General features: G+C 73.6%; 15 protein-coding genes. 6 read left to right on the top strand and 9 right to left on the bottom strand.

Features of this window, described 5'->3' with window-relative positions; all coding sequences use genetic code 11:
- Nucleotides 1–66 precede the first annotated feature (66 nt).
- On the top strand, nucleotides 67–705 hold the full coding sequence (locus AB0H37_RS10120; protein WP_360612178.1) for a TetR/AcrR family transcriptional regulator: 639 nt from the start codon (nucleotides 67–69) through the stop codon (nucleotides 703–705).
- Here the strand turns inward: AB0H37_RS10120 and AB0H37_RS10115 are convergent.
- From AB0H37_RS10115 to AB0H37_RS10090, 6 genes are read right to left on the bottom strand one after another with little or no spacing between them, the layout of a single operon-like run.
- Nucleotides 702–1,583 (bottom strand): glycosyltransferase family 2 protein, encoded by an 882-nt coding sequence (locus AB0H37_RS10115; RefSeq protein ID WP_360612177.1) that lies wholly within the window; start codon nucleotides 1,581–1,583, stop codon nucleotides 702–704. The two genes, AB0H37_RS10120 and AB0H37_RS10115, sit on opposite strands and share 4 nt — an antisense overlap.
- The gene (locus AB0H37_RS10110) at nucleotides 1,580–2,470 is read right to left on the bottom strand and encodes a CDP-alcohol phosphatidyltransferase family protein (protein WP_329085663.1); all 891 of its coding nucleotides are present in this window, start codon (nucleotides 2,468–2,470) and stop codon (nucleotides 1,580–1,582) included. Before AB0H37_RS10110 ends, AB0H37_RS10115 begins: the two co-directional genes overlap by 4 nt.
- Nucleotides 2,460–3,515, bottom strand: coding sequence for an iron-containing alcohol dehydrogenase family protein (locus tag AB0H37_RS10105; protein ID WP_179839060.1), 1,056 nt, complete (start codon nucleotides 3,513–3,515; stop codon nucleotides 2,460–2,462). Before AB0H37_RS10105 ends, AB0H37_RS10110 begins: the two co-directional genes overlap by 11 nt.
- 48 nt (nucleotides 3,516–3,563) lie before the next feature.
- Nucleotides 3,564–4,295, bottom strand: coding sequence for a phosphocholine cytidylyltransferase family protein (locus AB0H37_RS10100; RefSeq protein WP_329085660.1), 732 nt, complete (start codon nucleotides 4,293–4,295; stop codon nucleotides 3,564–3,566).
- Nucleotides 4,292–4,945, bottom strand: coding sequence for a DUF5941 domain-containing protein (locus tag AB0H37_RS10095; RefSeq protein WP_179837507.1), 654 nt, complete (start codon nucleotides 4,943–4,945; stop codon nucleotides 4,292–4,294). Before AB0H37_RS10095 ends, AB0H37_RS10100 begins: the two co-directional genes overlap by 4 nt.
- A complete protein-coding gene (locus AB0H37_RS10090; protein WP_360612176.1) occupies nucleotides 4,942–5,730 on the bottom strand; it encodes a hypothetical protein in 789 nt (262 codons plus the stop codon). The genes AB0H37_RS10095 and AB0H37_RS10090 overlap by 4 nt, the downstream gene beginning before the upstream one ends.
- An 80-nt stretch (nucleotides 5,731–5,810) precedes the next feature.
- Here AB0H37_RS10090 and ispD point away from each other — a divergent pair, with 80 nt between their 5' ends.
- Nucleotides 5,811–6,512 carry a 2-C-methyl-D-erythritol 4-phosphate cytidylyltransferase gene (gene ispD / locus AB0H37_RS10085; RefSeq protein ID WP_179837509.1) on the top strand — a complete coding sequence of 234 codons (702 nt, stop codon included), beginning with the start codon at nucleotides 5,811–5,813 and terminating at the stop codon, nucleotides 6,510–6,512.
- Nucleotides 6,509–7,258, top strand: a complete 750-nt coding sequence (locus AB0H37_RS10080; protein ID WP_179837510.1) for a glycerophosphodiester phosphodiesterase — start codon at nucleotides 6,509–6,511, stop codon at nucleotides 7,256–7,258. The genes ispD and AB0H37_RS10080 overlap by 4 nt, the downstream gene beginning before the upstream one ends.
- Nucleotides 7,259–7,289: 31 nt before the next feature.
- Here the strand turns inward: AB0H37_RS10080 and AB0H37_RS10075 are convergent, their stop codons facing one another.
- Nucleotides 7,290–8,030 carry a hypothetical protein gene (locus AB0H37_RS10075; protein WP_329085652.1) on the bottom strand — a complete coding sequence of 247 codons (741 nt, stop codon included), beginning with the start codon at nucleotides 8,028–8,030 and terminating at the stop codon, nucleotides 7,290–7,292.
- A gap of 99 nt (nucleotides 8,031–8,129) precedes the next feature.
- Nucleotides 8,130–9,182, bottom strand: a complete 1,053-nt coding sequence (locus AB0H37_RS10070) for a glycosyltransferase family 2 protein (protein ID WP_179837512.1) — start codon at nucleotides 9,180–9,182, stop codon at nucleotides 8,130–8,132.
- Nucleotides 9,183–9,452: 270 nt separating this feature from the next.
- Here AB0H37_RS10070 and AB0H37_RS10065 point away from each other — a divergent pair, with 270 nt between their 5' ends.
- The 3 genes from AB0H37_RS10065 (at nucleotide 9,453) to AB0H37_RS10055 (ending at nucleotide 12,715) form a co-directional block, all read left to right on the top strand.
- Nucleotides 9,453–11,120, top strand: coding sequence for an LCP family protein (locus tag AB0H37_RS10065; RefSeq protein ID WP_360612175.1), 1,668 nt, complete (start codon nucleotides 9,453–9,455; stop codon nucleotides 11,118–11,120).
- 70 nt (nucleotides 11,121–11,190) lie between these two features.
- Nucleotides 11,191–11,997, top strand: a complete 807-nt coding sequence (locus tag AB0H37_RS10060) for a thioesterase family protein (protein ID WP_360612174.1) — start codon at nucleotides 11,191–11,193, stop codon at nucleotides 11,995–11,997.
- A 106-nt stretch (nucleotides 11,998–12,103) separates the two neighbouring features.
- The gene (locus AB0H37_RS10055) at nucleotides 12,104–12,715 is read left to right on the top strand and encodes a hypothetical protein (protein ID WP_329085643.1); all 612 of its coding nucleotides are present in this window, start codon (nucleotides 12,104–12,106) and stop codon (nucleotides 12,713–12,715) included.
- 67 nt (nucleotides 12,716–12,782) lie between these two features.
- On the opposite strand, the gene AB0H37_RS10050 is transcribed toward AB0H37_RS10055, so the two are convergent.
- Nucleotides 12,783–12,878, bottom strand: a 96-nt coding sequence (locus AB0H37_RS10050) for an acyl-CoA dehydrogenase family protein (RefSeq protein ID WP_131764087.1), incomplete at its 5' end; no start/stop codon positions are given.

Below are 12,878 nucleotides of genomic sequence, written 5' to 3'. Positions count from 1 at the left end.
GGGCCTCCGCCGATCCCCTCCGGGTTAGGCTGACGCTGCCCCATCCGCACGGGTGAACGGAGATCGATGAGCGGCCGCAATCCCGCACCCAGGCGCAGCTACGCGGGCCGGTCGGCCGAGGAGCGCCGCGCGGAGCGGCGCGACCGGCTGCTGGCCGCCGGGCTCGAACTGTTCGGGACGCGCGGCTACGCGGCGACGTCCATCGAACGGCTGTGCGCGACGGCGAGCGTGTCGACCCGCAACTTCTACGAGGAGTTCTCCGGGCGCGAGGAGCTGCTCACCACGCTGCACCGCGGCATCAACGAGCGCGCCGCCGAGGCCGTCTCCGCCGCGTACGCGCAGGCGGCGGACGCCGGCTTCCCGGCCCGCGTCGAGGGCGCCGTCCGCGCGTTCGTCACCGTCACCGCGAGCGACCCGCGCTGGGCCCGCATCGCGTTCGTCGAGGTGATCGGCGTCAGCGCCGGCCTGGAGCGGCACCGCTTCCGCTGGCGCGGCCAGTGGGAGGACGCGATGCTCACGATGGTCCGCGAGGCCGCCGCGCGCGGCGAGGCCGTCGACCGCGACCACCGCCTCACGATGATCGCCGTCATCGGCGCGGTGAACAACCTCGTCCACCACTGGTCTGCCCGCGACCAGAACGTCCCCCTGGACGACATCACCGCCGAACTGACCCACCTCATCGTGGCCGCAGTGACGAACCCCTAGATGATCGGGGGCCTGCCGGTGCGGGTCATGCGCCAGGCGGTGCGGTAGGAGATGGGGCGGCGGGGGCCGGCGGGCTTGCGCCAGCCCTCCAGGAAGCCCTTGAACCAGGGTTTGAGGGCGCTCGGCTTGCGCTCGCGCAGGACGGTCATGCCGACCCACACGGCGAGGTAGGTGAGCGCCAGGGGCCACGGCAGGTTGCGGCGGGCCAGCCACACGCGGTTGCGGGCGTTGTAGCGGTAGAACATGGCGTGCCGCGTCGGGAGGACGGCGGGGTGGTACATCACCGCCGAGGCGTCGTAGACGATGCGGTAGCCGGCGTTGAGGATCTGCCAGGCGAGGTCGGTCTCCTCGTGGGCGTAGAAGAAGTCCTCCGGGAGGCCGCCGCCGGCGTCGAACGCGGCGCGCCGCATCGCGCAGGCGCCGCCGAGGAACGTGGTGGCGGCGGACGAGCGCTCCGGGTCGCCCGCGCGCAGCCGGGGGACGTGGCGGCGCTCGCCGCGCCCGCCCTCGGGGTCGCGGACGCGGAACGAGACGACGCCGAGGTCGGGTTCGGCGGAGAAGCGGTCGCGCAGGTGGGCGCCGAGGCGGGGCGAGCGGTACCAGCCGTCGTCGTCCAGGAACAGGATGACGTCGCCGCAGGACGCCTCCACGCCGCGGTTGCGGCCGCCCGGGATGCCGAGGTTCTTCGGGAGGCTGAGGGTCTTGACGCGCTCGTCGTCGAACGGCGGCGCGCCCGCCGCCTCGCCGACGGGGTCGGCGCCGTTGCCGACGAGGACGACCTCGACGTCCACGTGCTCCTGCTCCAGGGCGCTGCTGACGGCGCGGGCGAGCTCCTCCGGCCGGTTGCCCATGGTGAGGACGACGACGGACAGTTTCACTTCAGCCTCCGGGAGGCCAGGATGCTGACCAGGTGCAGCAGGGTCTGGAGGACGGCGACGGCGGCGACCGCGACCATCAGGACGCGGACCGCGACGGGGTCGTCCCCGCCCGTGAGCGTGTCGATCACGGCGGCGGCCAGGATCAGCAGCGACAGCTCGACCGCGCCGATGATGCGGTGGAAGCGCAGCATGGACGCCGCCTGCCGGGCCAGCGCGATGCCGGTGGAGCGGGGCCGCAGCGCGCGGTCGCCGCCGGTCGGGTCGGCGGGCAGCCCGGACTTGGCGCGGGCGACGACGACGTTGTCGGTCTCCGCCTTGATCAGCGCGGCGCCGAGGGCGGCGAGCAGGCCGAGCTCGACCCAGCCGCCGTTCTCCCAGCCGCCCTGCGCCATGAAGCCGAGCCCGGCGAGCAGCGACACCTCCGACAGGTAGTGGCCGATCCGGTCGAGGAACACCCCGGCGACCGACGTCTGCCGCAGGTAGCGGGCGACCTCGCCGTCGACGCAGTCGAGCAGCAGGTAGACCTGGATGAGGAACGCGCCGGCGAGCGCCGTCCACAGCGGGTCGGCGGGCAGCGACACCGCGACGCCGGCGAGGACGCCGCTGAGCATCATCATGTAGGTCAGCTGGTTGGGGCTGAACCCGAGCCGCAGCGCGATCCACCCGAAGAACGGGGACAGGTCGCGCATGTAGAGGCGGCCCGCCCAGTGCTCCTCGTTGCGCCGGTCCTTCAGACCGGGCGGCTGGCCGTACCGGCGGATGTCGGCGATCCGCGCACCCTTGCGGTGCGGCCGGTGGTCGTCGCCCGGGGGCTCGGCGTCGCCGGATGGTTCGGGGGAGCCGGGGGGCTGGGGGGGTGGGTTCTGCCCGGACAGCTCAGCCTCCATGGGCCTGGACATACTCGTGCACCGCCTTGCGCGTCTCGTCCTCGTCGAGGCTGAGGTGTTCCAAGATCGTATAGCGGCCGGGGCGGGTCTGCGGGGCGTACCGCACCGCCTCCGCGAACTGCTCGGGGGACAGCCCGATGTCGGCCGGGAACCGGGGCAGTCCGTGCCGTCCGAGGCAGGTGAGGATCTCTTCGAGCCGCTCGTGCCCCGTGCCGAGCCGGGTGGCTCGCAGGTGGTAGCAGAACGCGGCGCCGATCCCGGCCAGCTCGCCGTGGTTGGCGGTGTCGGGGAAGAGGTGGTCGATCGCGTGCAGGATCTCGTGGTCGCCGCCGGACGCCGGGCGGGAGTCCCCGGCGAACGCCATCGCCATCCCCGACAGCACGAGCCCCTCGGCGAGGACGGTCAGGAACCGGTCCGAGTCGATCGAGCCGGGCTGGTGCAGCAGGGCCTCGGCGGCGGTGCGCGCCACGGTGAGCGCCATCCGGTCGACCCGCTCGCCGGTCTCCTCGGCGGCGAGGAGCCAGTCGTCCACGGCGGAGAAGTTGCTCACCACGTCGCCGATCCCGGCCCGGACGAGCCGGTCGGGCGCGGCGTGCACGTAGTCGAGGTCGACGATCATCGCCAGCGGCATCACGACGCCGAACGAGCCCTTGCCCTTGTCGTGGACGAGGGAGGCGACCGGCGAGCAGATCCCGTCGTGCGACAGGTTCGTGGCGACCGACACCATCGGGATGCCCGACAGCGTCGCCGCGTACTTGGTGGCGTCGATGGTCCGGCCGCCGCCGATGCCGACGACCGCCTCGTAGGACCCGGCGCGCAGCCGGGACCCCAGGTCGACCGCCGCGTCCACGGTGCCGCCCGCGACGTGGAACACCTCGCAGGCCGACAGGGACGGTCGGACGTGCTCGGCGATCTGGTCGCCCTGGCCGGGGCCGACGGCGATCGCGACGCGGCCCTCGGTGACGATCCGCCTGTCGGCGAGCAGTTCGCCCAGGGTCGCCACGGCTCCGCGCCGCACGTCGATGGAGAGCGGCGCGGTCAGCATCCGCGTCAGCAGGGGCATGGGCCTCCTCGCGTCGTGCCGGGCGTGCGGTCAGTAGCCCTTGGCGATCCGGCGGGCCTTCTCCAGGTCGTCGTGGTTGTCGACCTCGACCCAGTCGACCTCGCCGATGGGCGCGACGCCGATGCGGCCGCCGCGGTTCACGAGCTCCTGGTAGCCGTCCTCGTAGTAGAGGTCGGGGTCGCGCTCCCAGGTGGCCTTGAGCGCGTCGGCCAGCGGCCCGGCGGCGGCCGGCTCGATCAGGGTGGCGCCGATGTACTCGCCGTTCGCGGTGGCGGGGTCCATGAGCTTGGTGATGGTCCGCAGGTGGCCCTCGGCGTCGAGGATCACCTTCATCTCCTCGTCGGCGAGAGTTTTCACGTCGTCCACCGCCAGGAGGATGTCCGGTCCGCGGTTCGCCAATAGGGTCTTCTCGACGCCCACCGGATGGACCGTGTCGCCGTTGACCATCAGGACGCCCTTGGAGAAGTGCTCCCGAGCAAGCCACATGGAGTAGGCGTTGTTCCACTCCTCGGCCTTGTCGTTGTGGACGAGCGTGAGTGACACGCCGTACCGCTCCTCAAGGGCCGCCTTGCGCTCGCGCACCGCTTCCGCGCGGTAGCCGACGACGATCACGACGTCGGTCAGCCCGACCTCGGCGAGGTTGCCGAGGGCGATGTCGAGGATGGTGGTCTCGCCGTCCACGGGGACCAGGGCCTTGGGGAGGGTGTCGGTGTACGGCCGCAGCCTCCGGCCCGCGCCCGCCGCCAGCACCATGCCGATCATGCTCTCTTCTCCCTCTCGCCGTGGGGGCCGTCCCCCACACCCCCGGACAACTTCTTCGTCAGGTCGATCGTCACTCCGCCGGCGCGGCCGTGCCGCGCCCACGTGGCGGCGCTCTCTCCGCCGGACAACACGCCAAGGTAGGCGGCCAGCGCCGCGTACGCGAACGGAAGCGGCGCGAACACCCCTGTGAAGGCGGTGAACAGCATCCGGCCCTCCCAGCCGAGCCCGGCGAGGCGGACCCACCGCGGCGGCCGGCGCCCCTGGCGGGTGCGGTAGGCGGCGTCGTAGTGGTGGAGCGCGAGAACCGTGAGCAGCACGTAGACGAGCGGCGCCGGGACTGCCCGCGCGTCCCCCAACACGGCGAGGTAACCATACTCGATCCCGCGCAGAATGGGCGGAACCAGCCAGTCCAGCCGCCCGGCGTGCGGGCTCTCGGACGCGGGCCCGGCCAGGAGCAGCACGACGAGCGGCGCGAACACCGCCGGTTCGGGCCCGAGGCGCGTTCCGGGCTGCGGCCCCGCCGCGAGCAGGACGCCCGCGGCGGCCGCCGCGAGGACGGCGACCGGCAGCGGCGGGAGCCTTCCGCCCGCCACCCGGCCGAGGGCGTGCGACAGCGGGCCGTCGTCGCGGTACGTCCGCACGGTCGTCATGGCGCCAGCGACCTCGCCACTCGTCCGCCCAGGGTCAGCGCGGCGGCGGCCGCGCCCCAGGCGAGCAGGGCGGCGAACGTCAGCCGCGCGTCGGCGAGGGCGGCGGTGAGGGCGATCAGCGCGAACCGCTCCCCGAGCGGCAGCCGCAGGCTCTTGGCGGCCCGCCGCGCGGCCCCGCCCTGAAGCGGCCGGCCGCGCCGGGCCGGGCGGGCGCGGCGCGCGTGCCGGCTCGCCGCGTACGAGGCCGAGACCGTGTGGCGGACGGACAGCAGCGCCGCCGCGCCCACCGCCGGCCACCACGCGCTCGCCCCGGAGGCCGCGGCCCCGGCCGCCAGACCCGCGTAGACGGCGAGCTCCCCGACGCGGTCGAGGACGGCGTCCGGCCGGACGGCGAACGGGCTCGCCCGGCGGCCGAGGCCCGCGCCCGCCTGCCCGAGGACGAGCGAGGCGGTCAGCAGCAGCGCGCCGGCGACGAGGCCGCTCCGCGCGCCGGCGGAGAACCACACCGCCGCCAGGCCCGCGAGCGCGAGCGAGGACGCCGACACGGCGCCGGCGGTGATCCCGCGCTCGGCGGCCCACCGGGCGACGACCGCGGCGCAGGGTCCGGTCACGTAGGCGGCGACGAGGCCGTCGCCGGGCTCGGCGCGGCCGCGCCGGCGCGCCCCCTCCACATCCGCATCCACGGTGTCCACGGCATCGGCGGCCTCTCGATCCGGGCGGTTGATCACGGGGTGGTCCGGTACGTTGAGCGTGACCGGCCGCTCACGCGCGGGCGCCTGATCCATCGGTGCCTCCGGGCCGGTCGAAGCAGAGCAGTGCAAAGCGTAGTGGCTCGACTACCTAGAGTCATGGAAACCGGGAAGAAATGGCGACGCGGACGGTTGCGGTGGTGCTCGCCGGCGGGGTCGGCGAGCGCATGGGCGCCGGGCGCCCCAAACAGCTCATGGAGGTCGGCGGGCGGCCGATCCTGGCGCACGCGGTCCACGCGTTCGACGCCCATCCGGGCATCGGCGAGGTCGTGGTGGTGATGGCGCCCGGGCATCTGCGCGAGGCGGCCGCGATCGCCGCGCCGTTCGGCAAGACGGCGGCGGTGATCGAGGGCGGCGCGACCCGGACCGCGTCCACGGTGGCGGCGCTGCGCCTGCTGGAGGACCGTCCCGACGACGTCCGCGTCCTGTTCCACGACGCGGCGCGCCCCTTCGTCGACCGCCCGGTCATCGACCGCGTGCTGGACGCGCTGGACGACGGCGAGGCCGTCGCGGTCGGCGTGCCGTCGTCCGACACGATCGTGGTGGTCGAGGACGGGACGGTCGCGTCGATGCCGCCGCGCGAGACGCTGACCCGGTTCCAGACGCCGCAGGGGTTCCGGCTCGGCACGATCCGCAAGGCCTACGAGCTGGCCCTCGCCGACCCGGGGCTGCGCGCCACCGACGACTGCGGGATCGTGCACCGCTACCTGCCTGACGTCCCGATCCGGGTCGTGGCGGGCAGCGAGCGCAACCTCAAGGTCACCCAGCCGCTCGACGCCGTCATCGCCGAACATCTCGCCAGCGAGGAAGCACCGTGATCTTCGAGAACACCCCCACCGTCATCGGCCACCGCGGCTTCGGCTCGGGCGAGGTCACCCCGCCCGGGGCGCGGGAGGCCGTCGCCGAGAACACGCTGCCCTCGATGCTCGCCGCGGTGGAGGCGGGCCTGTCCTGGATCGAGATCGACGTGACGCGGACCGCCGACGACGTCCTCGTCCTGCGGCACGACCCGACGACCGTGGACGGCGACCACCTGGTCGACCTGCCCGCGACCGCGAGCGGCCTGCCGCTGCTCACCGAGATCTTCGACGCGCTGCCGGCGGACGTGGCGGTGGACGTGGACGTGAAGACCGTGCTGGAGGACGCGCTGGACGACCCGTCCCGCCGCACCGGCGCGCTCCTGGCCCCGGTGCTGAGGCGGGAGGCGGAGCGGCGCCGGCTGCTCGTCACGTCGTTCGACCCGTCGCTGCTGATGTTCCTGCGCGAGGAGGCGCCGGGCGTCCCGCTCGGGCTGCTGACGTGGCTGCGGTTCCCGCTGTGGCACGCCGTCCCGGCCGCGGCGGGCCTCGGCATGGACGTCGTCGCCGTGCACACCGGGTCGTGCGGCACCGAGCACCCCGACACGCGGCTGCGGCCGCTGGAGCACTGCGTGGAGATCGCGCACAAGGCGGGCCTGGAGGCGATCGCCTGGTGCCCGTCGGCCGAGGCCGCCCCGACCTACGCGGCGGCCGGGTTCGACGCGATGGTGGTCAACGACGTCCCCGGCGTGCTCGCGGCCGTCTAGACGCCGGCGGCGGGGCGGCCGCGGCCGGGGGTCAGTTCGGGCGGTTGCCGCCGTACATCTGCGTCCACTCGCCCGGAGGGTCCTCGTCGTCCGAGCCGCTCTTGGCGGGCGGCTCGGAGCGGGCGTCCTCGGCGCGCCGGGCCGGCGGCAGCGGAGGCGGGTTCGAGCCGGGCTGCCGCCCGTGCGGCTGAGCGGGCGGCTGCCCGTACTGCGGCCCGCCCTGCCAGGGCGGGCTCTGTCCCGGCGCGGGAGGCGGCTGGGGCGCGCCCATGGGCGCCTGGCCGCCGTGCATGGGCGGCGGGCCCATCGGCGCGGGAGGCGGTCCGCCGAACCGGGGCGCGGCGGCCGTCCGGGCCTTCCACCGCGACGGCGCGAGCGAGGCGACCAGGAGCGCGACGCCCAGGAGCAGGAAGACCCCGTAGGGGGCGAGCGTCGTGTAGCCGAGGTAGAGCTCGCGGCTCAGCACGCCGCGTCCCGAGTGCTCGAACGCGAAGCGCGGCGCCGCGAGCCAGAGGAAGCCGATCGCCGTGTAGGCGGCTCCCGGGATCAGCGAGGCGAGCGGCGACACGCGCGACCCGGCGGCCAGGCCCACCAGCACCGCCGCCACCAGGACCACCCCGGCGCCGACCCAGCGGTCCTCGCCGCCCCGGGTGAAGAAGTACCGGAAGTACTCCGTGAACTTGGTCGTGCTGTACATCAGGCACAGCGCGATCACCGGGGTCACCACGAGCCCGATCAACACGCCGAGACCGTGGCGCGCTCCGTTGGACATGGCCACCTCCGAACTGCGGCGGGCGAGATCCCGCCAAACCTAACGGTCAGACGGGCCGCGCACCATGGCGGTTCGGTGGTGATCGTACTTTTCTGCCCGCTACTGGACGGTTTCGCCGGGTTTGATCGGGGCGGGCTGGCCGAGCCGCGGCGGGCTGGTCAGGAATCCGACACCCCAGGTCACGTGCATGGTGGCGAAGACGAGCGGGAGCCGGATCCAGGCGGCCGGAGGCAGTCCGCGCCCCTCCACGGCGGCACCGGCGATCATCGCGGCCGCGTATCCGGCGGGCAGGATCCAGCCGGGCCAGAACCCGAACAGCCCGGCGACCACGCCCGCCGCCATCGCCACGACGGCGATCGGCGGCGCGAGGTAGCGCAGGTTGAGCGTGCCCTGGTGCTCGCGCCCGACGACGCGCCGCCAGCGCCCGGTGTGGAAGTACTGCCGGGCGAGGGCCCGCAGGTTGGGCCGGGGCCGGTAGGTGACGCGCATGCGGGGGGTGAAGTAGATGCGGCCGCCGCTCTGCCGGATGCGGTGGTTCATCTCCCAGTCCTGCGCGCGGGTGAACGTCTCGTCGTAGCCGCCGACGCGGTCGAGCGCGCTGCGGCGGAACGTGCCGAGGTAGACCGTCTCCACCTCGCCCGCCTCGCCGCCGGTGTGGAAGCGGGCGTTGCCGACGCCGAGCTTGGAGGTCATCGCGCGCGCCACGGCCTTCTCGAACGGGGTGACGCCCTCGGCCGCCATGATCCCGCCGACGTTGTCGGCGCCCGTCTCCTCCATCGTCTCGACGGCGGCGCGGACGTAGTCGGCGGGCAGCAGGGAGTGCCCGTCCACCCGGACGATGATCGAGTACTGCGACGCCTTGATCGCGATGTTGAGGCCCTGCGGGGTGCGCCCCGTCGGGTTCGCGACGACGATGACGCGCGCGTCCTCGGCGGCCAGTTTGCGGGCGATCTCCTCGGTGCGGTCGCGGGACGGCCCGATGGCGAGCACGAGCTCCAGTTCGCCCGGGTAGTCCTGGCTGAGGATGCGGCGTACGGCGTCGGTCAGGTGGCGCTCCTCGTTGAGGACCGGCATCACCACCGAGACGGCGGGCCACGTGCGCTGACCGGAGTCGGGAAGGGGCTTCACGGCGTAGCGGGTTTCCTGGTTCATGGCGCGCTGGGCATGGGGAGACGAATTCATGTGGGCTCGCGGGCGCACCCGTCCGGCGGACCGGAGGGAGGCGCCCCTTCCTCTCTCTTGCTCGCTTGTCTGACGCAGCCCACGCCACCCAGGTTTGCGTGCGGGCCGCCGGGGTGTGGTCAAGACGGCGCCACGTTACTGCAAGGACACGAGGTCCAGGTAGCGAACGGACGGGTGTCCCCCACTTTAGAGTGGTGTGGACTCGCGTCAGCACGTGATCATCGGGAGGCGGCGGCCGAAATGGCAGACGGGCACGACTCGGGTCGCGGCGACGCCGACCCCCTGGAGCGCTATTTCCGGCCGCGTCCCGGCGCCCACGCGGCCGAGGACGACGGCGACATCGAGGGCGTGACCATCGACGGGATGCCCGCGCCGCGCGTCCCGGTGGAGAGCCCGCGCGGGCCGCGCCGGCCCGGCCGGGGGCTGAGCCCCCGCGCGGCGACGAGCGCGCGAAGGCAGAAGCGCTTCCTCACCCTCACCGGGACGGCCTCGGCGTTCGTGCTGCTGACCTCGGGCGGCGCGTGGGCGTTCCAGAACTACGTCACCGGCATGATCGACAAGGTCTCGGTCGGCGGGCTCGGCAAGGGCAAGGACACGCCCAAGGGCGCCATGACCATCCTGGTGGCGGGCGTCGACCGGCGCGAGGGCCTGACGAAAGAGCAGCAGAAGGCAGCCAAGCTCGGGCACGAGGCGGGCGAGCGCTCCGACACGATGCTGCTGGTGCACGTTTCCCGCGACCACGACAGCGTCTCGGTCGTGAGCCTTCCCCGCGACTCCTACGTGACGATCCCGGGGCACCGGTCCAACGGGTCGGAGGGCGCCAAGGGGACGCGGGTCCCGTCCCGTCCGGGCAAGCTCACCTGGGCCTACCAGTTCGGGGGGCCCGACCTCACCGTCAGCACGATCAAGCAGGCGACCGGCGTGTCGATCGACCACTACGTCGAGGTGAACTTCTACGGGTTCGTGCGCATGGTGGACGCGATCGGCGGCGTGGACGTGTGCACCGAGCAGGCCGTCGACGACAAGAAGAGCGGCCTGCGGCTCCCGGCCGGAAAGTCGCACGTGGACGGCCTGAAGGCGCTCGCGTTCGCCCGCGCCCGCTACTCCCTGACCGGCGGCAGCGACCTCGGCCGCATCGACCGCCAGCAGCAGTTCATGGCGGCGATGCTGAAGCAGGCGCTGTCGACGAAGACGCTCGGCGACCCGGTCAAGTCCACGAGGTTCCTGAACGCCTCGCTGAAGTCGCTGCGCGTCGATGAGAAGCTGGCCGACAACCTGCCGGGGCTCGCCGACCAGATGAAGAACCTCTCGACCGACGACCTCACGTTCGCGAAGGTGCCGCTCTCGAACCCGGCCTACAACGCCGTGCTGTGGAACGCGCCGTCGCCGCAGTCGACCGTCCAGTGGGACCAGCACAAGGCGCGCGACCTGTTCACCCGGCTCCGCCGCGACCAGCCGCTCGCGACGCAGAGCCCGAAGCCGAGCGCCACGCCGACGAAGAAGTCCGGGGACGAGCCGACGGTGCCGCCGGACGAGATCTCCGTCCGCGTCCTCAACGCGATCGGCACCCGCGGCCTGGCCACCAAGGCGGGCGGCGAGCTCCGCGAGGCCGGCTTCAAGGTGACCGTCGTACCGGGCGTGGCGCGGCGCGGGCAGCAGACGACGCAGATCCTGTACGGGCCGGGACGGGAGGACTCGGCCAAGACCCTCGCCGCCGCGATCCCGGACGCCAAGCGCAAGAAGGTCTCCTCGCTCGGCTCCCAGGTGCAGGTGATGGTCGGCGCGGACTGGGACGGCGCGGACTGGGCCGGCGTGAAGGAGGTCGAGGTGAAGGAGTCGCCGAGCGCGCAGCCGTCGGGAGGGTCCGCCATCGAGACCGGCACGGCCACCCAGAAGCTCTGCGGCTGAGCGGGACGGTCCCCGCCGCCGCCCCCGCCTTCTAGAATGCATTTCTAGTCGCGAGCGGGGAGGAAGCAGCATGGGCGAGGACGTGCCCGCCGAGTCGTTCTACGAGCCGCTCGGCGGCGGGAGGTTCGCCTCCACGGCCGCGACGGCGGGCCCCTGGTCGCCGGGCCTCCAGCACGGCGGGCCGTTCTCGGCGCTCATCGGGCGGGCCTTCGAGCGGCACGACCCCGCCCCCGGCACCCGGCTGGCACGGGTGACCGTCGAGATCCTCAGTCCCGTGCCCGTGGCGGAACTGGAGGTCGGCGTGCGCGTGGTACGCCCCGGCAGGAGGGTCGCCCTCCTCGAAGGCGAGATCACGCACGAGGGGCGGCCGGTCGCCCGCGCGAGCGCCTGGCGGATCATGGCGGCCCCCTCCCGGCTGGAGCCCGTCGTGCACGCCGCCGCGCCGCCGGACCTGCCCGGGGCGCCGGAGCCGTTCGGCGAGTGGGCGGGCATGCACCGGGACGGCTACCTGTCCGCGCTGGAGTGGCGGCTCGTCCGCGGCGCCTTCGGCGCGCCCGGCCCGGGGACGGTCTGGGCGCGGCCACGGATCCCGCTGGTGGCGGGCGAGGCCGACACCCCCCTCGTCCGCGCGCTGACGCTCGCCGACAGCGCGTCCGGCATCGGCAGCCAGCTCGACCCGGCCGAATGGCTGATCATCAACACCGACGTGACCGTCGCACTGCACCGCGATCCCGTGGGCGAGTGGCTGTGCCTCGCCGCGTCCCTGGACGCCGCGCCGGGCGGCAGCGCGCTCTGCCAGGGGACGCTCGCCGACCGCTCCGGCGAGCTCGGCCGCGTCCTGCAGACCCTCCTCGTGGACGAGCGCCCGCCCGGCTGAACGCGGCCCGGAAGGGCGGGATCGCAACTCTGTGTCACTGTTCTGCTACGGTGAGTAGCGCCTGGGCGACAGAGAGCAGAGTTCCCACCTCGTCAGGAGTGCAGAGATGTCCACAAGGATGCTCGGCTTGCTCACCACGACCGCCGCGATCTCCGTGGCGCTCGGCGGCGGCGTCGCCGCCGCGAGCGCCGCGCGCACCATGCCGCCGCCGGCCCCGCCGCGCGCGAACGCCCCGTCCGACACCAACCCGGCGTTCGACATGGACCCGTTCACCGTGAACACGGCGTCCGAACCGGCACCGGTACAGGCACCGAACGCGAACCCGAACCCGGCGGCGAACCCGGCGAACCCGGCGGCGAACGCCGAGCCGAAGCCGAACACCGCACCGGAACAGGACGCCGCGGCGCCCAAGTCGCCGCCCAGGGGGACGTCCGAGGCCAAGGACGGCACCGACCTGAAGGCCTGCGAGGACGCGGAGTGCCAGGTCGAGATCAAGGACGGTCAGACCATCACGTTCGACCCGAAGCTGGGGATGGACCCGCTGCACATCAAGATCGAGGGCAGCCGGGTGACCTTCTCCTCGCGCGGCCGCCACGGGGTGATGATCACCTCGATCGACGCGGCCTCGCCCCGTTCCAACGCCAACTACGACGGCCTCACGCTGCGGCCGCACCGGGCCAAGAACGGCGCCATGATCCTCGACATCTCGCACGACTGAGCCGGCGCACGGCGCTGACACCGAGGGGCGGGCCGCACGGCCCGCCCCTCGACCGCGCCACCGGGGACTACTTCAGGAGCTGGCGGGCCATGACCATGCGCTGGATCTGGTTGGTGCCCTCGTAGATCTGGGTGATCTTGGCGTCGCGCATCATCCGCTCCAC

Source organism: Actinomadura sp. NPDC023710 (genome assembly GCF_040639875.1).
Lineage (GTDB): Bacteria > Actinomycetota > Actinomycetes > Streptosporangiales > Streptosporangiaceae > Spirillospora > Spirillospora citrea.
The sequence above is the reverse complement of the archived record's forward strand: the minus strand, read 5'-3'. Positions and strand labels throughout refer to the sequence as shown.